Source organism: Nostoc sp., from assembly GCF_036917575.1.
GTDB lineage: Bacteria > Cyanobacteriota > Cyanobacteriia > Cyanobacteriales > Nostocaceae > Nostoc.
Genome location: NZ_JBALDC010000104.1, coordinates 113775 through 136790 on the forward strand (window position 1 = coordinate 113775; position 23016 = coordinate 136790).

Annotated in this window: 20 protein-coding genes; 3 read left to right on the forward strand and 17 right to left on the reverse strand. The window is 42.2% G+C overall.

The features are described 5' to 3' along the window. Window positions 1-136: 136 nt before the first annotated feature. From petE to V7K79_RS29685, 5 genes are all read right to left on the reverse strand, one after another. A complete protein-coding gene (petE, locus tag V7K79_RS29665; RefSeq protein WP_335053067.1) occupies window positions 137-553 on the reverse strand; it encodes a plastocyanin in 417 nt (138 codons plus the stop codon). Window positions 554-798: 245 nt separating this feature from the next. Continuing rightward, entirely contained in the window at window positions 799-1290 is a 492-nt protein-coding gene (psbV, locus tag V7K79_RS29670) for a photosystem II cytochrome c-550 (protein ID WP_335053069.1), read from the reverse strand. A 133-nt stretch (window positions 1291-1423) separates the two neighbouring features. Beyond that, window positions 1424-1639, reverse strand: coding sequence for a hypothetical protein (locus V7K79_RS29675; protein ID WP_334910231.1), 216 nt, complete (start codon window positions 1637-1639; stop codon window positions 1424-1426). Between the two features lie 323 nt (window positions 1640-1962). Beyond that, a complete protein-coding gene (locus V7K79_RS29680; protein ID WP_335053071.1) occupies window positions 1963-2799 on the reverse strand; it encodes a carbohydrate ABC transporter permease in 837 nt (278 codons plus the stop codon). Then, window positions 2796-3704 carry a carbohydrate ABC transporter permease gene (locus V7K79_RS29685; protein ID WP_335053073.1) on the reverse strand — a complete coding sequence of 303 codons (909 nt, stop codon included), beginning with the start codon at window positions 3702-3704 and terminating at the stop codon, window positions 2796-2798. The genes V7K79_RS29680 and V7K79_RS29685 overlap by 4 nt, the downstream gene beginning before the upstream one ends. 344 nt (window positions 3705-4048) lie before the next feature. Between V7K79_RS29685 and V7K79_RS29690 the strand changes: the two genes are divergently transcribed. Continuing rightward, complete coding sequence (locus V7K79_RS29690) at window positions 4049-4699, forward strand: hypothetical protein (protein WP_335053075.1); 651 nt, start codon at window positions 4049-4051, stop codon at window positions 4697-4699. A gap of 161 nt (window positions 4700-4860) precedes the next feature. Here V7K79_RS29690 and V7K79_RS29695 read toward each other — a convergent pair whose 3' ends face one another. Next, window positions 4861-5730 (reverse strand): proline iminopeptidase-family hydrolase, encoded by an 870-nt coding sequence (locus V7K79_RS29695; RefSeq protein ID WP_335053077.1) that lies wholly within the window; start codon window positions 5728-5730, stop codon window positions 4861-4863. A gap of 747 nt (window positions 5731-6477) precedes the next feature. Between V7K79_RS29695 and V7K79_RS29700 the strand changes: the two genes are divergently transcribed. Further along, a complete protein-coding gene (locus tag V7K79_RS29700; RefSeq protein ID WP_335053079.1) occupies window positions 6478-7149 on the forward strand; it encodes a hypothetical protein in 672 nt (223 codons plus the stop codon). A 424-nt stretch (window positions 7150-7573) separates the two neighbouring features. On the opposite strand, the gene V7K79_RS29705 is transcribed toward V7K79_RS29700, so the two are convergent. The 9 genes from V7K79_RS29705 to V7K79_RS29745 all read right to left on the reverse strand — a co-directional run bounded on the left by V7K79_RS29705 (window position 7574) and on the right by V7K79_RS29745 (window position 17131). Beyond that, window positions 7574-8830, reverse strand: coding sequence for an ABC transporter substrate-binding protein (locus V7K79_RS29705; RefSeq protein WP_335053141.1), 1257 nt, complete (start codon window positions 8828-8830; stop codon window positions 7574-7576). Between the two features lie 346 nt (window positions 8831-9176). Next, complete coding sequence (gene accD, locus V7K79_RS29710; RefSeq protein WP_335053081.1) at window positions 9177-10127, reverse strand: acetyl-CoA carboxylase, carboxyltransferase subunit beta; 951 nt, start codon at window positions 10125-10127, stop codon at window positions 9177-9179. Between the two features lie 173 nt (window positions 10128-10300). Beyond that, a complete protein-coding gene (locus V7K79_RS29715; protein WP_335053083.1) occupies window positions 10301-10702 on the reverse strand; it encodes a hypothetical protein in 402 nt (133 codons plus the stop codon). Between the two features lie 79 nt (window positions 10703-10781). Then, window positions 10782-11609, reverse strand: coding sequence for a prepilin peptidase (locus V7K79_RS29720; RefSeq protein ID WP_335053085.1), 828 nt, complete (start codon window positions 11607-11609; stop codon window positions 10782-10784). 33 nt (window positions 11610-11642) lie between these two features. Continuing rightward, complete coding sequence (locus V7K79_RS29725) at window positions 11643-11849, reverse strand: hypothetical protein (RefSeq protein ID WP_335053087.1); 207 nt, start codon at window positions 11847-11849, stop codon at window positions 11643-11645. Window positions 11850-11928: 79 nt separating this feature from the next. Further along, window positions 11929-12189 carry a hypothetical protein gene (locus V7K79_RS29730; RefSeq protein ID WP_104908437.1) on the reverse strand — a complete coding sequence of 87 codons (261 nt, stop codon included), beginning with the start codon at window positions 12187-12189 and terminating at the stop codon, window positions 11929-11931. A 90-nt stretch (window positions 12190-12279) separates the two neighbouring features. Further along, a complete protein-coding gene (gene leuB, locus V7K79_RS29735; RefSeq protein ID WP_335053089.1) occupies window positions 12280-13368 on the reverse strand; it encodes a 3-isopropylmalate dehydrogenase in 1089 nt (362 codons plus the stop codon). A 366-nt stretch (window positions 13369-13734) separates the two neighbouring features. Beyond that, entirely contained in the window at window positions 13735-16485 is a 2751-nt protein-coding gene (locus V7K79_RS29740; protein WP_335053143.1) for a cation-translocating P-type ATPase, read from the reverse strand. Window positions 16486-16588: 103 nt separating this feature from the next. Beyond that, entirely contained in the window at window positions 16589-17131 is a 543-nt protein-coding gene (locus V7K79_RS29745) for a hypothetical protein (RefSeq protein ID WP_335053091.1), read from the reverse strand. Between the two features lie 291 nt (window positions 17132-17422). On the opposite strand from V7K79_RS29745, the gene V7K79_RS29750 reads away from it, so the two are divergent. After that, complete coding sequence (locus V7K79_RS29750; protein ID WP_335053092.1) at window positions 17423-17848, forward strand: universal stress protein; 426 nt, start codon at window positions 17423-17425, stop codon at window positions 17846-17848. Between the two features lie 114 nt (window positions 17849-17962). Here the strand turns inward: V7K79_RS29750 and V7K79_RS29755 are convergent, their stop codons facing one another. Both V7K79_RS29755 and V7K79_RS29760 read right to left on the reverse strand, forming a co-directional pair. Continuing rightward, on the reverse strand, window positions 17963-19237 hold the full coding sequence (locus V7K79_RS29755; protein ID WP_335053093.1) for a CheR family methyltransferase: 1275 nt from the start codon (window positions 19235-19237) through the stop codon (window positions 17963-17965). A 509-nt stretch (window positions 19238-19746) separates the two neighbouring features. Beyond that, entirely contained in the window at window positions 19747-22881 is a 3135-nt protein-coding gene (locus V7K79_RS29760; protein WP_335053095.1) for an ATP-binding protein, read from the reverse strand. Between the last annotated feature and the right edge of the window lie 135 nt (window positions 22882-23016).

A 23016-nucleotide genomic window follows, 5' to 3' on the forward strand; every position in this document is an offset into this window, starting at 1 on the left:
TTAGCGTCTTAGAAAAGGATAGGACTCGTTACCGCCATTTGTATATTTTGTGCGTCACTCTCTCTAGAAGTGTAGCGTGTGGCGATGAGCTAATTTCACTGAGTAATCATCTCGTGTCAAACGCTGGTGTTTCTAGCTATTGGACAGTGATTGTACCAACCATACCAGCACCACGATGCGGTTCACAGTAGAAGGTGTAGTCACCAGTAGGTGCGTCTGCTGCAAAGGTGGTTGTTTCCTTTTGACCGGGACTCATGAGCAACTTCTTATGAGACAGAGATTTGGCTAGATCAGCGCTCTTAGAGGGGTTTTTGGCAGCATCAAACACTACATTATGGGGAGGAACTTTATTGTTCACCCATTCAATTGTGTCACCTGGTTTGATGGTCAACTTTTTCGGTTCAAATGCTAGCAGTCCTTTATCGCTACCCAATTTCACCTTGTAGGTTTCAGCCGAAGCACTGGGAGTAAATACAGCAAAGCTGCTAACAACTAAAAGGATTGTCAACACAGCTAAACTAAGGCGTCGCCAGCTTGCCGAAATTAATTTCATAGCTCTCTCCTAACAAACAATTTTTTTCCCTTTCTCATTTTAAATAAAATCAACACCAAAATATGACAATCTGTCATAGATCAATTTTTTTTAAGAATGGAGAGCAATTTATGATTGCCAAAAGCTGTCCACTAAGTAGTAAATGGGGAATGGGGAATGGGGAATGGGGAATGGGGACTAAATATCTTTCTAATGCCCTATTCCCAATGCCCAATGCCCTATTCCCAATGACTCAACTTTGGGATTTAGTAATAGATTTTCCCGCCTCCCCACTTAGTACCAACGATTTTAGGTTGTAAGAGAATATGACCGGCGATCGCCTCCAAGTCATCATCCGTCAGATTTCGCACTGCTGTGAAAATATCTGCGCTCTTTAGACTGGGGTGTATTTCGGAAATCTCTTCTTCCCCGTCGTAAGTAGTGGGATTTTTCAGGTAATCTACTAAACCTTCAATGTTGTTACGGTTAGGTGTTGCTAGTGCCAAGTCCTCTGGAGTGAGTCCCACGTTTTGGTTTGTCTTGGTAACTCCACCAGCATGACATTGGGCGCAAGCGTAATTAAATAAGCGTTTGCCTTCTTTGACTTGTTTAAGGCTGAGTACAACGGTATTACCCTCAGTATTTAATGGCACTGTTCGGGTAGCTTTGTCCAGTTCCACTGCTGTCGCGCTACCGACAATCAACTGAAACGAAAGTAAAACAGTAGCCACAACAACGCCAATTAGTCTTATAAACATGTTTCCTCTTAAAGATTTTGACGCTCAACACAGCTAAGAACGCGATTCTCAATCTCCAAGCTGCTAATTGCTAATGACTCATGGTTTTTTATCATTAGCTATCAGTTATTAGCGAAAGTTCTGAGATAACCCTTCAGGGGACTTCGTGATCACCCACCAAGTCGTTAGTACCTTTGGGGCGTATTTCAGACGATATTTGGGAAATAATTGCCTTTGCATCTTCTAACGCCAAACGGGTCTTTTGGTGTTTGTAGGCGATTCCCAGTTGGTTGCACAGAGAAAACACTTGTTCTACAGGAATGCTGTAGTCGGCTGCTATCTCTGCGATCGATAGGTCTGCAAAACCCATAATGCTTGTTTACTGATAGATAGAGATTGAGTCGCTGATAATACCAATATCACGTTAGGAGTGCAATTTGTTGCCCAAAATACTGTTTGGGGATCGGGAGGGGGGAAAGAGGGCAGGGGAGCAGGGGAAGAATTTTTAACTCTTGACTAATGACTAATAGTTCGCTTTCGTGACGAAAGCTCTTTATTGGGTAAGGGGGAAGGTGGGGCCCCCTCTGGGGATAAGGGGCAGGGGGAAAGGTTTTAAATCCCAAACCCAGTTCCCTTTCCCCTTTCCCCAGCCCGAAAAAGCGCATCTTTGGGTTGGCAGACTACTAATACCTATTAACCTTTTCCCCCAGTAAAGGTGACGCTTTGAATAAAGTAACGATTAAAAAAGGCATAAATGCCTAAAGCTGGCAGGGTAAAGACCATAGAAGCCGCCATAATATAGTTCCAATAGCTGATGTATTGACCTTTGAAGGTGTTCAGCCCCAAAGGAAGGGTAAACATTTCTGGGTCGAATAGGATAACTATAGGCAGTAAAAAATTATTCCAACTCCCCATGAACACAAAAACTGCCTGTGCTGCTAGTGCTGGTTTTGCCAAAGGTAAGACAATGTGTCGAAAAATTCCAAAAGTATTTAAGCCATCGAGTTGAGCTGCTTCTTCTAGCTCTTTAGGAAAATTAACGAAAAACTGCCGCATCATGAAGATAAAAGTGGCATTAACCATGCTAGGAACAATCATACCTTGGTAAGAATTCAGCCAGTTGATCGCTTTCAAAATCAAAAATGTGGGAATTAGGGTGATTTGCGTCGGTACTGCTAATACTGCCAAAATTAAAAAGAACCAAAAGCGCTTGCCCACAAAGTGCAGTCTTGCCAAGGCATAACCAGCCATTGAATTTAACAACAAGTTTAAAAGCGTAACACTGATGGCGATCGCTACACTGTTGAATAACCAGCGCCAAAATAGCGGTTCTTGTAAAAAGATTTGCCTGTAGTTATCGAGAGTAAAATTCTTGGGGAGAAAGTTGGGTTCACCACTGACAATTTCTGTTAACGGCTTAAATGATGCTGAAAGTGCCCAGAGAAAGGGAATTAGAGTAATGATGGCATAGAGTGTCAGCAAGACGTACAACAGGGCTTTGGGCCAGGATAGGCCAGAGGTGTTAGTCAAATTCGTTCGCCTCCGAAAAGTCGCCGTTGAATCAAACTGATGGCAATGATCACTGCTGCTAACAAAAATGCGATCGCAGCTGCATATCCCATTTGTAAATTCCGAAATACCGCTTGATAAATCAGCAGCACTACAGTTAAGGTAGCGTTGTTGGGCCCGCCAGTACCGCCAGAGAAGATGTAAGACTGGTCAAAAAGTTGAAAAGTGCCAATTACCCCCACTGTCGCCACAAAGAAGGTTACAGGCTTAAGCAAGGGAAGAGTAATGTGGATAAATTGTTGCCATCCATCTGCGCCATCAAGTTCCGCAGCCTCGTAAAGTGTTTGAGGTATATCTTGCAACGCCGCCAGATAAATTACCATAAAAAATGGCGCGGTTGACCAAATGTTCATGATTGTGATGCCTTTGAGTGCAACTGCCGGATCCCCCAACCAGTTATAAGTAGGTAGCCCCACAAAAGCAAGAAAATCGTTTAGTAGCCCATCAGTGTTATAAATCCACATAAAGATAAGTGTTAGCACTGATGAAGAAGTCACTGTCGGCAAAAAATAGAGAATGCGCCACCAGTTTTTACCGTGAATCCCAGAATTCAGAGTTACTGCCAGAATTAAAGCCAGGATAGTTTGAGTTGGCACAACAATAGCTACATATTCGGCTGTGTTTCTCAAAGCAATCCAAACTCTTTCATCTTCAGCTAATCGTGTGAAGTTCCGAAAACCGATGAACTCGTACTCAATACCACCGAGAAGTTGAACTTTTTGCAAGGAAAGAAAAACGGCGTAGAGAATAGGTAAGACTACAAAAGTTCCCAAAACTAGAATGGTAGGCATCATGAACAGATAGCCAGCCAAGTCTTCTGCAATCTTCCTCCTGTGCTTCGTGTACCGCCTGCTAATTTGAAACATAGTTGAACCTCCGCCTAATCCAGCATTAACCCGACTGTAGCGATGGGTTGTGCATGATTATTTATCGTACTCCTGTCACAAAAGTATTCAATCCTGATTTGGTAAGGAAAGGGTTATTCTGCTTTGGGAGAAGATTAGAAAATTGTTGAAAAAATTTCTTAATTTAATTGTTGTTCACTTTTTGGACTATGCACTGGAGTGAAATTTTTATCTTTATAAGAGATTTCTGTATATCATCTGATAAAAAATTATCAATATTATCAAAGGATTATTCATTGTAACTCCTCCTGATGTATTGTAGGCTCGGTTTCAAAATAGATACTTTTTGAAACTGGAGATATTAAATGATACTTCATTCACTCAAGATGTGGATTGTTCCATTCGTTATCACCTCAGTTAGTCTTTGCTCAAATGTAGCCAGAGCGACAGCACAGACTATTTTTCCATTTATTGGCAACTATCGGACAACAGTGAATATTACGCCTATTTCAGGCAACGTTTCGCAGGTCTTTGAGGTTGGTTTGAGTGATGATGCCCCATATAATTTGGGATTATACAAAGGTTTGACATACTCCGTGATTGATGACAAGGGAAATCTCACTTTTAATAATAATCCAGAAGTATTTGGTGTCCAAGGTTTCCCATTAGGCTACATCGTGTTTGGCGACGGTGCTAACAAGTTATTCGGAACTAGTGATGCCAGTGCTTCAGTTAATTTTGATAATCTAACAGCAAAAGGTTCTGGCATCGTGAATATAACTGGCGGTGAGGGCATATTCAAAAACGCTATAAGCAGACTATTGTTCTCCGAAGAGGACACAGTTAATTTGGGACCAACTACTACCTTGAATGGTCTGGCTTTAGTCAGCGGTTCTATTGAAGTTTCCCAAAAAGTTCCAGAACCAACAATGATCGTGGGGGTAATAGTAGTGTTTGGTGGATTAGGTATTGGTTCGTTTGCAAAGCGAAAGAGAACTGCTAGAAAACAACATTAGTGGCAAACATTAAAGTATTCATAAACGCTTTAATTCTTATTATGGATGCTTTAATGTTTACAATATCGTAACTTCAGGCTCAGAACTCGGAACTTCGAGAATTCGAGAATAAATGAAGAATTAGGTTTAAGGAATATGAGACTCAACTTACAATCTCACCTTTACAGGGCTGTTTCGACACGATTCAAAAATTCGCTCAAGACTTGCAAGAATCGTTCCGTCTCTTCGAGATGAGGCATGTGTGAACTGTTTTCAAATAGTACCCACTCCGAGCCAGAAATACCCTGGTGAACTGTTTCAACACAAGTAGGCGTAACCTCATCGTAGCGACCTGAAAGCAGCAGTGTAGGCACGATAATTTCACCGAGGCGGTCTTCAATATTCCAGTCGATAATTTTGCCAGCACCCCGAAATTCTGTACCAACTTTAGTGTAGGCTGTAGTTAAACTGCTGGGCCAAGGGTCTAGTCGGCAAAGAAAAGAATGATTGAATACTTCCATTGCCTGTTTGTATTCAGGGTCTTGAGTAGTACCATCAGCTTCGTGTTTACGAATGACCTCTTGTACTTCGATTGGTAACTCATTCATCAGGCTATAAGCTTCAGTGACAAATTGTCGAATGCTAGAAGGCGTGTTAGCTAGAACAAGACTGACTAACCCAGTAGGTTGAGAAAGAGCATGTTCCAGTGCTAAACAACCGCCCCATGATTGCCCAAAAAGATGAATTTGGTCTAAATTTAAGGCACTGCGGACGGCGAAGAGTTCTTCTTTGAACAAATCAATGGAATATAAGTTAGGGTCTGTAGGGCGATCGCTATTTCCACACCCTAATTGATCGTAAAAAATCACCCTGTGTCCGGTTGTGGCGATGGCTTCCAAAGGTCTTAAGTAGTCGTGGGGTACTCCTGGGCCTCCATGAAGACACAGCAGCGGTAGCTTTTTAGCATCTTCTTGGTTTGGTTTAACGATGCGATACCATACCTGATGACCACGGAATGAGATAAAGCCTTCGAGGGCAAAAGTTACAGTCATGAAGTTAGTGTTTTACTGCTGAAACAAATATACTCAATTACGCGATCGCTTGAACTTCATTGAGTAAGTCTTTGGTTTAGGAAAGCGATCGCTTTTTGTTGTGCATGAGTAATTGAATAAGCTGAAGTGCCCCTACTTAAAAGCTGTGGAAGAAAAGCTACAGCATTATATAAAGCTTATATGAACTTGATTGTTGCTTGAGCAGATATGTTATCAGCTTAATATATAAAATTAACTTATGTCTGTGTTAAGCACAATCAGATATCACAAAATTATTTTTGATAGAAAAAGAAATTGTGTTTTTGTGAAGAACAAAACAAAATTTCACTAAATATGGAATTTTTAAGAAGTGAACAAAATATATCTGTATGAAGGATAAATTTTTGCTTATATCTCTGGTGAAATGTATTAGATTTTCCAGAAAATTACATCTTGAAGACTAGGTAAAGAAATTTACTTTACTTGGAAATAGTGATAAATAAATAATTGTGTTGACTAACCCTCTTTAATCACTGTCTCCAGAGAAAAAAGCAATAATTTTAATAAACAAGATTTTCAGGCAAAAGAAACGATTTTAGCCAAAACATAATGTTATAAAATAAAGCTCCAAACCGAGTTTATGTCTCTTGTTTAAAAGTTAGCTCTTATTTTCTTAAACCAGAGTGATGGAAGAGCGCTAAGTAGATAAACACAAAAAAAACTAGCTGTGTAACAAAATGTAAACTTTTGAAACTGTGAGTCAATATCATGAGAATCAAAACTCTAATTTCTTTTATTAGCGCCTTCTGCTTTAGTCTTGTTGTAGTGTTAGGTGTGCTTTTTATACCTGGAAAAGCAACTTCTACTGTAAATATCAATGGGCAACTAAACAAACCTGTTCTCATTGAAAATTTAGTGACAAAGCGGTATGTGTTTTCCGATGGAGATCCAATCAAAGGAAACCGAGGAGATGAGGGAGGCTGGTTAGCATCAAGCGGCTTTGAAAGTCCTAAAGTTGTTGGAACTGATGCCAATTACTACAATCGTGCCCTATGGACGATTACACCAATTGCTGATAATTTTCTCATTGAAAATCTAGTGACAAAGCGGTATTTGTTTTCCAGTGGAGATCTAATCAAAGGAAACCGAGGAAATGAGAGAGGCTGGTTAGCATCAAGCGGCTTTGAAAGTCCTAAAGTTGTTGGAACTGACGCCAATTACTACAATCGTGCCTTATGGAAGATTAAACCAAGTGGTAATAGTTTTCTCATTGAAAATCTAGTGACAAAGCGGTATCTGTTTTCCGATGGAGATCCAATCAAAGGAAACCGAGGAGATGAGGGAGGCTGGTTAGCATCAAGCGGCTTTGAAAGTCCTAAAGTTGTTGGAACTGATGCCAATTACTACAATCGTGCCCTATGGACGATTACAACGCCATAGTACAAAATCAAGTCTTGTCCTTTTCACTGTCCATTCGCTTATTTTTAGAGAAGAAGAGGAATTAATGCCTTGAGAGGAAAGGAATAGGGCAATCAGGGACTTCCAAAGAATAGACCTCTTGCATAATTATTTTGTGATGTGATTGGAGGTTTTGTAAAAAATCTATATCAGAATATATACATAGAACTTTTGTAAGCTCATTAGGATGTCTGATAGAGATAGAAAGTAAATTTTGAAAATCCCCCATCGTACAATAATTTATTTATGCAAGAGGTCTAATAAATTAACGGGTCATTGTTATAGCTTTTGGAAGTGCTTGTTTTTAATCTAACTTTATGACTTGGGTTCAAACTCGAATTGCAGTCATGATGTATGTTCTCTAAAACTTAGGAAAAATGCTGTGAGTAAACTTTGTTGAACGCAATTACTGCATCGCCTTGATTTGTTGATTAGCATCATTTTCAGCCCGCATGATCGCTTGCTTTAATGGTTGTTGTCCCAATAAGGCGCTGACAAACTGGTTATCAAAGTTATTGACGATCGCACTTGGATACTGACCTACCTGCCACGATGTAGCATAATTCACACCTGCTACTAATGGCGATCGCAAAGGATCTTGGTCATAGCCCAAATTCTTTGCCACTGATTTACGTGTTGGCAAAGCAAACCCTGTTCCTGTCCACTTTTGCATTCCTTCTTTACCCGTGAGATAAGAAATCAACTCCCAAGCTTCGGCTTTGTGTTGTGCTTGCTTATTCATCACGTAGGCAACGGTAAACACCATCGTACCTTTTTTGTCATTAATAGTAGGCACTTGTGCGGTAGCAAACTCTACTTGGGGAAAGGTTTCGGTTAAATAGGGAATTGCCCAGTTCCCTTCAATCACCATCGCCACTTTATTCTGACCAAACATTTCACTACCTGAGTTTGTCCCCACATCAGATTTTTGGGCAGAGGAGCGGTCTTTTTGATACTGGTTTACTACCAACTCTAAACCCTGTAAACCGGCTGTACTGGCAAAGGTAGCATAACCATTTCGATTTATAAGTTGTCCACCAAAAGCTTTTATTTTATAAGCCTGACGCGCCAATTCAGGAATTTCGCCAAAGCCATACTTGTTAAGTTTGCCTGTTAATTGTTTCGAGTAGTTACGTAATTCATCCCAAGTCGCTGGCGGACTACTCAAGCCTGCGGCGACAAATGCCTTTTTGTTATAAAACAGGGCGAGGGTGGAATAGTCTTTGGGAAGACCGTAAATTTGATTTTGGTATTTGAAACTGTCGAGTAGGGTATCCTCGAAGTCCGCAAGGTCAAATTCGGGGGTGATGTAACTTTCTAACGGTTCTAAGACATTCTGACTCATCAAGAAAGGAGCTTCTAGCGCATCTAGATAAAAAACATCAGGCGCAGCTTCTCCAACCAAACGAGTTTTGATTACATCCATGTATTGGTCGGAAATTACCTCATATTTGACCTTAATAGTTGGATGTTGTGCTTCAAAGTGTTGCAGTACTTGTCTCAAGAGTTTTTGCTCAACAGGAGAGCCTCCCCAACCACTGAGTTTAATGGTGACTACGGTAGATGCTAACGGTTTGCTTGGAAATTGTAGGCTTTGACAAGCAATAATAGCGATCGCGATCGTGATCACCAATGCCAAAAAATTAAATAATCCTTTATTAATCACAGACAAATAATACGTCTCTTTCCTCGCTCATACCTTGTGTTATTAAGGACTGATATGTTAATTATTTGAAATTTTGGTTAAAAATTGCAAGCTAAAATATCGAAAAATTATCAGCGATGCTAGTTAAAGCATACTGAGATCCTTTGCAAGCTGATTTATCCGAGGATACTTCACCCATAATCTATGTTTACGGATTCTGTTCAGATTGGTTTCTTCAAGAGCCAGGCAGAGCATGAGGGGGAGCAGGGGAGAAATCAATTCAAAATTCAAAATTGAAGATTCAATCCCCATGCCCAATGCCCAATGCCCCATGCCCCATGCCCCATGCCCCATGCCCCATGCTTTATTCTGCGGCGGTAGAAGTCAAGGACATTGTTTCCCACAACACCATGTGAGGTGTTGTTAGTACAGGCTGGTGTAGGGCAATCAACTGGGCTAAGGTGTTCTTTAATTGGGTACGGGATACGATATCATCAACAAAACCATGCAGCAGCAAATCTTCAGCAGTCTGGAAATTTTCGGGTAGTTTTTCCCGTAGGGTTTGCTCAATCACTCGCCGACCTGCAAAACCAATGGTTGCCTTGGGTTCTGCCAAAATTATATCGCCCAACATTGCAAAACTAGCGGTAACGCCACCCGTTGTCGGATTGGTCAAAATTGGAATATATAATAGTCGGGCATCTTTATGGCGCTGTAAAGCTGCGGAGATTTTTGCCATCTGCATCAAAGAGAGCATACCTTCTTGCATTCTCGCGCCCCCGGAGGTACAGACGATAACTACAGGATAGCGTCGTTGAGTGGCTTGCTCAATCATTCGGGTGAGTCTTTCTCCTACAACCGAACCCATACTACCACCCATGAAGCGGAAGTCCATAACCCCAAGGGCAATGGGCAAACCATTGATTTGACCTAAACCAGTTCTAACCGCGTCTATTAAGCCAATTTTATCTTGTGTTTCCCGCAAGCGATCACTGTAGAGTTTGCGATCGCGAAATTCCAGTGGATCGGTTGGACGCAAATGCTCATCAAGCGCTTTCCAGGTATTGTTATCTATCAATTGACGAATGCGCTCATCGCTGTCTACCCGATTGTGATGACCACATTCAACACAAACCATCTGATTAGCTTTTAAATCTTTTGTATATGTCAACACGCCACACTTGGAACATTTATGCCATAATCCATCAGCAATTTCACGTTCTTGGCGTTCGAGGCTGGTAGGGCCTGACTTCCGTCGATTTGCAAACCAGTCAAATAGAGACTTTAAACCACGTGATTCTTCGTTGTTAGCCATTTTTTATTTTATTTTAAGTGGGTACGAGGTCAAAAACATTTCAAACTGTATTTGGTTATCCTTAGTCATTAGTCATTTTTCTTTGTTAAGACTAATGGCGATATCGTCAAACTAAGCTTTTAAGCAATTGAGACCTTAATTTTCATCTTTGGTTGCCAGCTTAACGAAAATACTTATACCAATACAAGTCTCTTGCTCTTTTTTTCAGCAGACTTAATTATATGGACGTAGTGACAAAGCCATGAGAATACCAACCTCCAAATAAGATGCTCTTTCCCTGCCACCCAAATCAATAGACCTCTTGCAAAAGTTACTTTTGCAAGAGGCGGGAAAAGGGGAAAGGTTAAAGGGGAAAGGTTTTTTTTATTCCTTTTCCCTTTCCCCCTTACCCTTTTCCCTACTTCTGCAAGAAGTCCAATTATTCCTATTGCTAGGCTCTGAACAATCGGCATTTGTTGCACTAGTTGTACTTGCCAACGGTTAATCGTCGTTAAGAGGGTAATACAAGTCACAAGCTGAATATTATCAAAATGTGAAAGGTAGATGGGGTAATGTTGGTTACAGTCACGAATCATAAGAATTTATTATGAAAGACGATTGGGGATTGAGTATGGTTATTCTCCCTAGTCTCTAGTCCCCAGTCCCCAGCTCAATTCAAGATGCTGGAAAAAACAACCGCAGGTAGCTAGACAAAATGGCTTCGCCGCTAAACAGCGCAATCACAGATCCTAAAGCCAGAAAAGGGCCGAAAGGTATCTTTTGTCCTAATTTTTGTCGCGATCGCTGCATAATCAAAATACCGATGCCAATTAATGCTCCCAACGCACAGGCAATAAAACTAGCCAAGAGCAAATATTTCCAGCCTAACCAGGCTCCCATCATGGCTGCTAACTTGGCGTCACCTGCACCCATTGCAGTTTTACCAAAGGCAATTGAACTCAATAGAGCGATCGCATCAAACAGCCATAATCCTAATACTGCACCGACTATAGCGATTATCAGGTGATTTACCAAAGCCACAAAACTACCCTCTGGTAGAAAACCAACTACCATTTGAAACAAAATCCCTACCACTAAACCCGACTGAGTAAGTGGGTTGGGTAGGGTCATTGTATCTAAGTCGATGAGTGATAGTGCTAATAACCAACTACAAAAAGCCCAATAGCCTATTGTTAAAGTTGAAACTTGAAATACCAAAAAAATTAGTAAAAAAATTATGCCCGTTACCCCTTCTACCACAGGATAACGGACAGAAATTTTGCTTTTGCAATATCGACACCGCCCTCTTAAGGAAATCCAGCCGAACACTGGTATATTGTCGTAAGCTTTTAGCTGGTTTAAGCATTTAGGACAACGAGAAGGCGGCCAAAGAATTGACAACCCAGCAGGTAGGCGATAAACAATAACATTAAGAAAACTACCGATAGATGCACCCAAAGCAAAGACCATTACACTCGCCGGGATGGCGAACAAAATGTCCATACAGTCATTATGTCCTTTGTCATTTGTCCTGTGTCATTTGTGCTGTGTTATTTGTGCTTTGTCAATAACTAATGACCATTGTAGAGACGCGATTAATGAGCCAGCGCGTTGCGGTGAGGGGGTCGCAGTCTTGGCGGTTCCCGGCGATTGCGTTAGCGTAGCGTTAGCGACGTTCGCGTAGCGTCTCCCCTTGGGAGAAGGAGCGTCACCCCCGAACCCGAAGGGGGGTTCCCACGCCACTTGCTCCACCTGGGGAAACCCCAAGACCGCAGTGGCTCCCCGTTGTAGCGACTGGCGTCGCGTCTCTACTGACTAATGACTAATACATGTGCGATTCAATTTGACTTAAGGGCACAAAACACTCTTGAGGTAAAAGAACTGGTTGGTTAGTAAAAATAACCTTACCTCGATGAGTCACACGATTAATCGCTACACCGGAAGGTTGCCCAGCTATTTCGGGATGAACTTCACAGTGAGTATAGTATATCTGCCCAGCAGCTCTAATTACAGCAGGATCAATCAAAGGCGATTGGTTCTTTGGGGCGGTAAAATTTACTTGACCTTGTCGTAATGCGTACACTATCGACTGTTATTTGATTGCTAGATTTCACTTTAGTCTACCCGAAACTTATAGCAAAGGTTGCCAAGTTGCCCAAGTTAATCTATAAAATTATTTTTTTTCAATAGCCTTAATGAGTGAATCTCCCATAGCGCGGCAACCCAAGAGGTTTTTTCCTGGAGAAATTATATCCCCGGTGCGATCGCCTTGTTCTAAAACTTGCAATACAGCTTGTTCGATATGATCTGCTGCTTTTGGCTGATCTAAACCGTAGCGTAACATCATCGCCGCACTCAAAACCTGTGCTAAAGGATTTGCCTTATCAAGTCCAGCAATATCTGGGGCGGAACCGTGGACTGGTTCAAACACACCAGGCCCAGAAGCGCCCAAACTAGCCGAGGGTAACATCCCAATACTACCCGTGAGCATGGCAGCAGCATCAGAGAGAATATCACCAAACAAATTGCCTGTGACAATGGTATCGAACTGCTTGGGAGCGCGTACTAACTGCATAGCAGCATTATCTACATATAAATGAGAGAGTTCAATATCTGGATATTCTTGAGAAAGTTGGGTGATGCGATCGCGCCACAACTGAGATACTTCTAATACATTCGCCTTATCCACCGAACAAAGTTTTCCACTGCGTTTTTTAGCTGCTTCAAACGCCACCCGCCCAATACGCTCAATTTCCGATTCGGTGTAAACCATTGTATTTACACCGCGTTTTTCACCATTTTCTGTAGCAAAAATTCCTTTGGGTTTACCGAAGTAAATTCCACCAGTGAGTTCGCGCACCACCATAATATCTACACCTTCTACAATTTCGCGTTTCAAAGTTGAAGCGTCGATTAGCTGAGGCAAAATTTTTGCTGGGCGCAAATTGGCAAATAATCCTAAACCGGCACGTAATCCTAACAAACCTGCTTCTGGGCGTAAATTGGATGGCAGGGAATCCCACTTGTAACCACCAATCGCAGCGAGTAACACAGCATCACTGTTACGGCAAGTATCTAGAGTGGCAGATGGTAGGGGTTCCCCTGTGGCATCAATTGCTGCACCACCGATCAGGGCTTCTTGGAATTCAAACTTCAGATCAAATTGCTTCCCTACGACTTTCAGTACATCTACCGCCACTGCCATAATTTCAGGGCCAATGCCATCGCCGGGGAGTAGAGTAATGCGGTAGTTCTGGGTCATAGCTGATTATTACTAGGTAAATGCTTACAGATTAAATATCATACCTAGCAAAATGTACTGATGGAGTTTTTAATTTATAAATAGAATTCAGGAGTCAGGAGCCAGAATTCAGAATTGAATTGGAGTGTGACTGGCGGATAAATAACTGGGTTTAAGACCCCGTCTAAATTGTTCGCGCAGCGTCTCGTAGAGAAGATTTAGCGGTCTACAATCACCTGTAAGGGTCTGAATCCCCCACGCTCTTGATTCTTGTTATCGGATAGCTAAGGTTTAGCCCATTCTGACTTCTGAATTCTTCTTCAATTGGGTGCAGATCCAACGTAATTATTTGGCATTGGATAAAACCACTATCAGACTTCTATATCACTAGTTGAGCGGATCGAAACGCTGCAAGATAAGAGCTATAAACACCACTGGCAAACCTACACCCATGCAGATGAGAGCTTGGATAAACGTTAAAGGTGTGGTGTCAAACACTTGATTCATCATGCTCCACTGACTGAACAGACATTGTAAAATCACTACAGCCACAATTCCGATCGCAGGTGCATAAGCTACGGGTGTGCGTTTACCTTGGATTCTCACGACTAGAGATGGTAAAAACTGGGTAATACTTAACAGGTAAAAGACTTCTGCTGCCACCAATCCATTAATCGCCATTGTGCGAGCTAAGGCTTCATTGCCTGTAGTTTGAAGTATCCATTGAAACACCCCAAAAATTACCACCCAATTGAAAACAGAAATCGCTAATATGCGCTTAAGTAAACTACCTGATAAAAGCTTTTCTCTAGGGTTGCGTGGTGATTGCTGCATCACCTGTCCAGATTTTGGCTCAAAGGCGAGGGGAACAATCAACCCTACTGAACTAACCATGTTGAGCCAGAGAATTTGGATTGGTAAGATGGGAAGTACGGTGGCCAGGAGAATGGCAATTAAAATTGTCATGGATTCGCCCACGTTGATTGGCAGCAAGAAAGCGATCGCTTTTCGCAAGTTGCGGTAAACACCACGCCCTTCCTCCACAGCAGCTTCTATTGAGGCGAAATTATCGTCAGTTAGAAGCATATCCGCCGATTCTTTGGCCACCTCTGCCCCGGCTATGCCCATCGCTACCCCAATATCCGCCTGTTTGAGAGCAGGAGCATCATTGACACCATCTCCAGTCATGGCAACAATTTCACCTTGAGACTGCAACGCTTTTACCAGATGCAATTTTTGTTCTGGGGCAACTCGTGCAAATACCATACCTTGTTCAGCCGCTTGGGTGAATTCTTTTTCATTCATCTGAGTTAATTGCTGTCCGGTGAAGACTTGTGCTTCAGTCGAGCAAATTCCCATTTGACGGGCGATCGCAGCTGCTGTAAGTGCATGATCTCCAGTGATCATCTTCACCTGAATCCCGGCAGATTGACAGGCTTTGACTGCGGCGATCGCTTCCTCACGCGGCGGATCGATTATGCCCTGAAGTCCCAGAAACACCAGTCCTCGATCAATATCATTGCGATTTAAAGAGCGCTTAGTGGCAACTTCTTTGCTGGCAAAAGCTAGCACTCGTAACCCTTGGTTTGCCATACTAGCAACTTCCTGTTCCACTGCCGCAGAATTGAGACGAGCCAGTTGTCCTTGAGCATCGAACATGCGATCGCATCGTTGGAGAATTGCCTCTACAGAACCTTTGAGGTAAATGACATTGAGCGATCGCTTTGCATCTAATTCATGCAAAGTCGCCATGTACTGGAATTGAGACTCAAAGGGAATGGTGTCTATTCTACGTAATTCTTGCTCTAGATTCGCTTGCGTTAATCCCGCTTTATTGGCAGCCGCAATCAATGCTCCCTCGGTTGGGGTTCCTACTAAGTTCCACTGTCCATCTCCCCATTCGATATGAGAATCATTGCAGAGCAATCCTGCTTCTAGGGATTCCCAAAGCGCAATATGTCCATCTGCATTAAAATCAACAGGTTGTTGATCCATTAGGATTTCACCGTCTGGGGCATAACCGATACCGCTAACGGTGTAATGTTGCCCACCTGCATAAATCTTTTGAACCGTCATCTGATTCTCAGTTAACGTCCCAGTTTTATCAGAGCAAATAACAGTAGTACTTCCCAAGGTTTCCACAGCAGGTAGCTTGCGAATAATCGCCTTACGTCGTGCCATCCGGGAAACTCCGATCGCTAACGTGACTGTAACAATCGCAGGTAATCCTTCTGGAATCGCGCTGACTACCAAAGCTACACTCGCTTTGAAAACATCAATCCAAGATTCACCTTGTCCTAATCCGACTGCAAATGTCAGGGCAGCTAAACATAAAATCACATACAACAAGCTTTTGCTAAACTTGTCAATATTTCGCGTTAGCGGTGTTTTCAGATTTGTGCTGCTTTCAATTAACTGCGAGATCCGACCGGTTTCGGTGGCATTTGCGATCGCTACTACAATCCCTTCTGCCTGTCCAAAAGACACAAAACTTCCTGCATACACCATATTGCTGCGTTCTGCTAACGGTGTTTCCACAGCCAGCGATGCCCTTGCTTTCTCCACCGGAACGGATTCGCCTGTTAACGCAGATTCGTCAACTTGCAAACCACGCACACTTAATAGCCGCAGATCGGCGGGTACTTTATCACCAGATGCCAGTAATACCAAATCACCAAGAACAAGTTCAGTCGAAGCTAAACGAGTTTTTTGACCATTGCGAATTACAGTTGCTTCAGTAGTAACAGCTTTGGATAAAGCAGCGATCGCACCTTCTGCTTTCGATTCTTGAATGTAGCCAATGATGACGTTAATCAGGGTGACACTAAAAATTACTCCTGCATCTATCCAATCTTTGAGCAGCAATGTCACCACTCCTGCTGTCAGCAAAATATATAGTAGTGGTTGATTAAATTGCTCTAAAAATCGTAGCCAAGGACTTTTTCCACTTTTACCAGTCAGTTGATTTGCACCCATCTGCTGGTGTCGTTTGCTAGCTTCTTCACGAGTCAAACCTGCTTGTGTATGGCTGGCTAAGGTTTGCACAACCTTTTGTTCACCCAGAGTATGCCATTCATAGTTGAGTAAATCTTTTGTTGTCTGGGCAAAAGTATTTGTCGCGATCGCATCTGCTGTCATCTCTGTCTCCAAAAACTAATTTGTAATTCATAATTAAGACTCATCAGATTTATATAGATTTCTCTGTTTGAATCTGTACTTTTATTTTTTGAAATTGGTGTGATTACGAGAATCTTTTGCTAAATTCATAAATATGCCATTCCTGTACACCCCAATAACTGAGAATCGATTCTGCTTGCCAGATTTCATCTGTTGTTCCTTCTACCTTCACCAAAAATTTTTCTTGGCAGGTGGTTGGCTCACAGAGTCTAGGTTGCCTTTCCGGAGCAAACCAACCTTGAAATGCACCATAAACACTGCCAAAAATCGCACTTGCTCCACCCGCCAGCAGTGTACTCACCACAGATTCAACCGCTAATACTGGCCCAAAACCGGGAATAATTAATACCCCAAGTCCAGCTGTTAGTGCCAGGAAGCCCCCGGTTGTTCCTCCTGTAATTGCACCTGCTTTAGCACCTTCGACTGGAGTTATGGGATGTTTACCCGCATTCGCATCCTCGTGCAACTTTTCGTCTTCAGAGTCTAAAGTGAACACAGAAATTTTCTGCATGGGAAAGTCAATTGCTCTGAGTTCATCAAGCACCTGTGTTGCAGCCTGACGGGTAGAAATGATACCGATTGCATTTTTAACTGAGCTGAAATTCATTACAACATCTCCTATAAAAATTAATAAGTTTAAAATGAAGCTTTATTTATCTCCAAATAGTAAAAAAATATAGTTTTCTGTGTGAGCAGAAACCGTATTAGTTCGGATATTCGTTTTAAACCTCAGTTGGCTTAGTTTCGTTTCTCTGCTTCTTTTCCAGGATTACTGATGAATGTGAACGAAAAGTGAATAAATTGCTTATCGGGACTTAATTTCACTTTTAAATCACATTTTTCCCTCAAGCTAAAAGACAACAAATGTGAATGAAGTAATTGATTATTGGAGCTGGATATGAGCTTTAAGAAGATTTTGGTGGCGGTTGATGATTCACCTGCGACTGCAACAGTGTTTATAAAAGCGCTAGAGTTAGCCCAAAGAGATGCTGCTCAGTTAATGATTGGTTATAGCATTGAGCTAGCAGTTTCTAGTCAACTCACTGTGAACTTAGTAGACCTGGAAATAGAAACACAACAGGCACAAAGTTTACTTCAGTTGTACTATCAGAAAGCAAAAATACTAGGCATTATCACAGAATCCAATTATCAAACAGGAGATCCTGGAACTAACATCTGTGATTTAGCCCGGAGTTGGAAAGCAGATTTGATTGTGCTTGGTCGTAGAGGACTTAAAGGATTTGCTGAACTTTTAGCAGGAAGTGTGAGCAATCACGTCGTTCATCACGCTCCATGTTCCGTTCTGGTTGTTCAAGGTCAGTAAGTATAGCAAATCAGGCGAACATGATATAAGATGTCCACCCCACAAGTAGTAATTTATTTGTTGTCAGTCCCTTAATCCAGATTTTTTACTAAGCTTACTTCTTTAGGATGATATTCATCCTATTTCTACAGGTATTGAACGCTTGTAATTTGGCAAAGGTACTGCAATAAAAGTGAGATTTGCTCCAATTAAGCTACCACTCGGTTTTATTATTGGTGTAATGTGGATATCGAAATAACGATTGCCGTGGCTAGTTGTCCACTCTACGTTCTTTTTACTTATCAAGGAGCGATCGCGATTTAATTGCTTCATCAAGTCTGTAAGATTTGCAACTTGTCCTATTTCTAAATTTTGCACTCGCACACCTAGGTCGTCATCTTTTAAACCAAACAGGGTACTAGCCTGCTCGTTAGCCATAATTAGGCAACCACAACAATCGACTGCAAGTAAGGCAAATGGGCTATTTTGGAAAGCAGCTTGCCAAAAGCGGATAAATGGAAAATCTGAAAAGTCAAATACTTTCTTTTCAGCAGACTCAGGTCGAATCTGCAAGTATTCTTGCAAACTGAGATTCTCTGCTTTATAAAAAATCGAATGCTTCATACTAACGGGGATGAAGATTTGTTTGTCGTTAGTCAAGCTTTCTGTTTTTCCTAAAAAAAGAAAACCGTTATCCCTCAAGGCAAAATGAAAGCGAATCAGAATAGTTGCGTAAGTTTTTGCGTCATCGAAATACTTTAGGACGTTGCGGCACACAAGCAGGTCAATTTTAGATATGGGCGCATTCATCACTAAGTCTTGGCGACCAAAAATGATTGACCGACGCAGTTCAGGACAAAAAACATAAAATTGCTGAATTTGCTCAGAGTACTTAGACAAAAATTCGTAGGGGATGTCTGCTAACTCAAAGTCATTATAACTACCTTGTCGCCCTTTATTAAGCGCGTCTTCTTCTCTATCAGTGGCGAAAATTTGCACTCGTTGCAAATATTGCTCTATACCCAGAGCTTCTGCTAGCAACATACTTACTGCATAAGCTTCCTGTCCACAAGCACTGCCAGCAATCCAAACTCGAATTCTTTCGTCTGGATGCTTGCTTTGAATAATTTGGGGAATGATTTTGTTGGCTAAATAATCCCAGGAATCGCGCTCAGAAAATGAGTCGGTGGAATTTTTGATAATGGTGTCAATTAAAACATTAAGTTCTTCGGGTTTAACTTGTAAGTATTGTAAGTATTTACTATATTTCTCAACTTTTAATTGCTGCATACGGTCTTGTAACCGAGCTATCAAATTCAGCTGTTTATAATCTTCTAGATTATAAACAGAATTTTGCTGAAGGTAATCTAATAAAGTCTCTAACTCTTGCTGGCAAACTGATTTACTCATATTATTACCTCTTTGCGCTGCTAAATAATTACTCAAGCACCCAAGCTAATGTAAAAAGATATCGTTAACAGTACTCAGTGAATTTTTTTAAAACAATGTATTATTAATGTCAATGATAAAGAATTTGACTAAACATTTGTAGATAAAATTATTTAATCTTAAGCTAGAGGGCAATTATTTAGCTTATAACAAACTTTAAGTATTAAAAAATTGCCTTAAGGCATAGAAGTTGTTTGAAAAGTGATATGATTTACTGTGATTTTAATTACATTATTACTTCCCTTAATTTCTTTTATAAAAGCTACCGTGTATACACAAGTTGTATTACCCCCCTTAATCCCCCCTTTCTAAGGGGGGAAATAAGAAAAATCCGGTTCCCTCCCCTTTATATCGTGTTCGATTAAAGACTTATCATTAAGACCGCAGGGATGGGATATTTTTTTAATTTGAAGTCCCTATGGTGGGGTAAAAAACATTTGATACACAATAATAACTTTTAAAACATCTTATTAAATACTATTACCGCTCAACAGTAAGTTGACAATAAAAGTTGTACCCTGCCCAACTCCTGGACTTTGGGCATAGATAGTACCACCGTGGAGTTCTACGAAGTTACGTGCGATCGCCAGTCCTAACCCTAGTCCTTTTTTTGCACCCTTTGCTTGACGGAATGTGTCAAAAATATATGGCATAAATTCAGCATCTATTCCGCAGCCAGTATCAGTTAATACAATCTGGGCTTGAGTTTTAACAGCTTCAAGACTAATCTTAATCCTTCCTCCATTAGAAGTGAATTTAATAGCATTGGTAAGTAAATTTAAGACAATTTGTTGTAATCGGTCTGGATCGCCTTGAACTATCCTTGGTAATGAGTCAAGTGTACAATTAAATAAAATTTCTTTGGCTTCTAAAGAGTGATGCACTATGGCGATCGCAGCTTCAATCACTTCTTGCAGTTCAACTGGTTGAAGATTCAGGTTAACTTTACCCGCAGCAATCCGCGAGATATCGAGCAAATCTTGAACGAGTTTGGCTTGTAAAGTCGCATTGCGTTCTATCGTTTCCAGGGATTTCATCAGCATGGTTTGACTAGGCTGGCTGCTACGAAGTAACCGCGTCCAACCAAGAATAGCGACTAGAGGGGTATTCAGTTCGTGAGAAACTTCTGCTAAGAACTTATCCTTCATCCGGTTAATTGTTTTCTGCTGGTGAAGTGCTTGAGAGCGCAACTGTGCCATTTGAAGATGGGCTAAGACACGGGTAACAAGTTCAGTAGCAGAGAAGGGTTTAATCAGGTAATCGTCAGCCCCAGCAAGGAGTCCTTCGATTACAGACTCTTCTCCTGCACGGGCAGACAGCAGGATGATGGGTACTTCTTTTGTCTGCGCGTCGGCACGCAATGCTTTCAATAACTCAAAGCCGTCTAAGAGTGGCATCATCACATCAGAAACAACCAAAGAAGGCACTCGTTCAGTAACAATTGCCAGTGCAGCTGCCCCATCCGCAACGGCTTCAACTTCAACATTGTGTTCGCTTAATATCCGCTTGAGGTAATCGCGCATATCGGCGTTGTCATCAACAATGAGGACATGGGGAATTGGGGAAGGTGGGGCCGCCTCTGAGGATAAGGGGTAATGGAGATTGGGTACTGGAGATTGGGTATTGGGGAAGTTTTTCTCTTCTGCTCCCGGCTCCCTGCTCAAGAGCTTTTTCCCAGTCCCTATTCCCCAGTCCCTAGTCCCTTTTTCCGATATCCAGCGCTCTGCTTGCTGAACATAAGGGGCCGCATTTAATGCAGTTGATCTCAGCGTGCGTGTTGCTGTGATACGATCGCCTACGACTCGACGTAGGCGATCGCTTTGCAGGTGGGCTGTACCTAATAGAATTGTGACGGTAAAGCAGCTGCCTACCCTTGGTGTGCTGCTTACTTCTATGGTTCCACCATGTATTTTGATTAACTCATGCACTAAAGCTAGACCAATTCCCGAACCTTCATAAGTCCTGGCTGTGGCTCTCTTGACTTGGTAAAATCGCTCAAACAGATGGGGCAGTTCTTCTGGCTCAATCCCGGTACCTGTATCTTCTACCTGTAGCGTTACATGATCGCCATCCTCAAGATACACCCTGACGGCGATTTCGCCTTCTAAGGTAAACTTAAAGGCGTTGGAGAGCAAATTCAGGACAATTTTCTCCCACATTTCTCGGTCTACATAGACTAGTTCGCTTATTGGTGGGCAATCTACACTTAACTGTAGCCCAGCCTGTTCAATGGCAGAACGAAATACACTGGCTAACTCAGTTGTGTACAGTGCCAAGTCGGTTGGTTCATAAACTGCTTCCATGCGTCCGGCTTCGATGCGGGAAAAGTCGAGCAGAGTATTAACCAGTTTTAGCAAACGCAAGCTGTTGCGGTGAGCGAGTTCTAGCCGTTCTTGTTGTGCTTGAGGTAAGGGATTGGCAGAATCGCTCAAGGCATCTTGCAGGGGAGAAAGTAACAGCGTCAGTGGAGTACGGAACTCGTGACTGACATTACTGAGGAACAAAGTTTTGGCTTGCTCGACTTGCTTGCGCTCGGTGATGTCGTTGAAAAGAACCGCCACCTGATGCTTGTTTGGTTCGCCAATGCGGAAAGCGTAAACGGTGAACCATCGGTTTTCCAACTCTCTACCGCCGTGTTCAAAGCGAATTGGCTCACCCGTCAGCGCCACATCACGGTAAATCTCGAACCACGACTCCTCGTGATTCGGTTTCAGCTGGCGCATCCATTTCCCTTGCGCGTTGAAGAGGGTAGATTGCTTTTCAAATGCCTGGTTGGTTGCGATAAAGCGGTAATCCAGTGGCTCGCCCGGTTCGATGTGCATTTCGATCACGCAATAACCTTCGTCAATCGAATCGAACAGCGTGTGATATTTTTCCTCTGAATCGTGCCAGGCTTTTTCGGCGAGGGCGCGTTCGATGAAGTCTGCGGACAAGAGCGCATCTGATGCGCTCTTGTCCGCTTTTGCCTGTTGGCGATGCCGTTCCCCAATAAGAGCCTCTGGTTGAGCATTCTTCGCTAGCAATTCTTGGGCTTGTCGCTGATTGAGCAAAAGAGCTACTGCTGTTAAATCTGCCAAACTCGTCATCACCCGCACGTCTTCACTGTCAAAGTGCCGTTGCCGATCGTGCGACATAATCCAGATTGTGCCGAGAGCGTGATTGTCAGCAATTAAAGGTAACACCAAACCTTCGACAATGGTCGTGTTGGCTTCTTGCAAGTAGATGAAATACCTTTCGGGATGAGAAAAAAGCACAGGTGTACCGCGATCAAGACAGATACCACAGGGACTAAAGTTACGCGGTGTAGTGCCGCCGACGCACTGTGACAATGTTCCTGCCAACACATTCCAGCGAAAGATTTCTTCACCACTGGGGGTTGTTTCTAGCAAGCTGACTCCTGCTGTTCCGCATTGGCACAGTTCGAGTGCCATTTGTGCCAGATTTTGGAGCATCGTTTCTGGCTGATTCACCAACTGCCGTACCAATGCGTGCAATGCCTGATTTTCTGAGATGAAATTTGCAGTCCGAGGAGTTCGATGGGACAATTCCTCAGTAATTAAAATATCTTCTAGTAGGGTGAGAGTTTCTCTTTGAGGACGTTGCATGGCACTTATGGCTTTAGCAGTTTGGCAAAAATTTTATCTTACTAAAAAAGGTTTAAAACCCTATCCTCTACAAGTTGCATATAAGCGTGTTGGAGTTTAAATTATAGCAGGAGGCAGGAGGTAAAACTATTACTA

What these genes read in the sequence shown, in the direction of transcription:
- petE (WP_335053067.1), bottom strand. Translation starts at nt 553, where the DNA reads ATGAAATTAATTTCGGCAAGCTGGCGACGCCTTAGTTTAGCTGTGTTG.
- psbV (WP_335053069.1), bottom strand. Translation starts at nt 1,290, where the DNA reads ATGTTTATAAGACTAATTGGCGTTGTTGTGGCTACTGTTTTACTTTCG.
- V7K79_RS29675 (WP_334910231.1), bottom strand. Translation starts at nt 1,639, where the DNA reads ATGGGTTTTGCAGACCTATCGATCGCAGAGATAGCAGCCGACTACAGC.
- V7K79_RS29685 (WP_335053073.1), bottom strand. Translation starts at nt 3,704, where the DNA reads ATGTTTCAAATTAGCAGGCGGTACACGAAGCACAGGAGGAAGATTGCA.
- V7K79_RS29690 (WP_335053075.1), top strand. Translation starts at nt 4,049, where the DNA reads ATGATACTTCATTCACTCAAGATGTGGATTGTTCCATTCGTTATCACC.
- V7K79_RS29695 (WP_335053077.1), bottom strand. Translation starts at nt 5,730, where the DNA reads ATGACTGTAACTTTTGCCCTCGAAGGCTTTATCTCATTCCGTGGTCAT.
- V7K79_RS29700 (WP_335053079.1), top strand. Translation starts at nt 6,478, where the DNA reads ATGAGAATCAAAACTCTAATTTCTTTTATTAGCGCCTTCTGCTTTAGT.
- accD (WP_335053081.1), bottom strand. Translation starts at nt 10,127, where the DNA reads ATGGCTAACAACGAAGAATCACGTGGTTTAAAGTCTCTATTTGACTGG.
- V7K79_RS29715 (WP_335053083.1), bottom strand. Translation starts at nt 10,702, where the DNA reads ATGATTCGTGACTGTAACCAACATTACCCCATCTACCTTTCACATTTT.
- V7K79_RS29720 (WP_335053085.1), bottom strand. Translation starts at nt 11,609, where the DNA reads ATGGACATTTTGTTCGCCATCCCGGCGAGTGTAATGGTCTTTGCTTTG.
- leuB (WP_335053089.1), bottom strand. Translation starts at nt 13,368, where the DNA reads ATGACCCAGAACTACCGCATTACTCTACTCCCCGGCGATGGCATTGGC.
- V7K79_RS29740 (WP_335053143.1), bottom strand. Translation starts at nt 16,485, where the DNA reads ATGACAGCAGATGCGATCGCGACAAATACTTTTGCCCAGACAACAAAA.
- V7K79_RS29745 (WP_335053091.1), bottom strand. Translation starts at nt 17,131, where the DNA reads ATGAATTTCAGCTCAGTTAAAAATGCAATCGGTATCATTTCTACCCGT.
- V7K79_RS29750 (WP_335053092.1), top strand. Translation starts at nt 17,423, where the DNA reads ATGAGCTTTAAGAAGATTTTGGTGGCGGTTGATGATTCACCTGCGACT.
- V7K79_RS29755 (WP_335053093.1), bottom strand. Translation starts at nt 19,237, where the DNA reads ATGAGTAAATCAGTTTGCCAGCAAGAGTTAGAGACTTTATTAGATTAC.
- V7K79_RS29760 (WP_335053095.1), bottom strand. Translation starts at nt 22,881, where the DNA reads ATGCAACGTCCTCAAAGAGAAACTCTCACCCTACTAGAAGATATTTTA.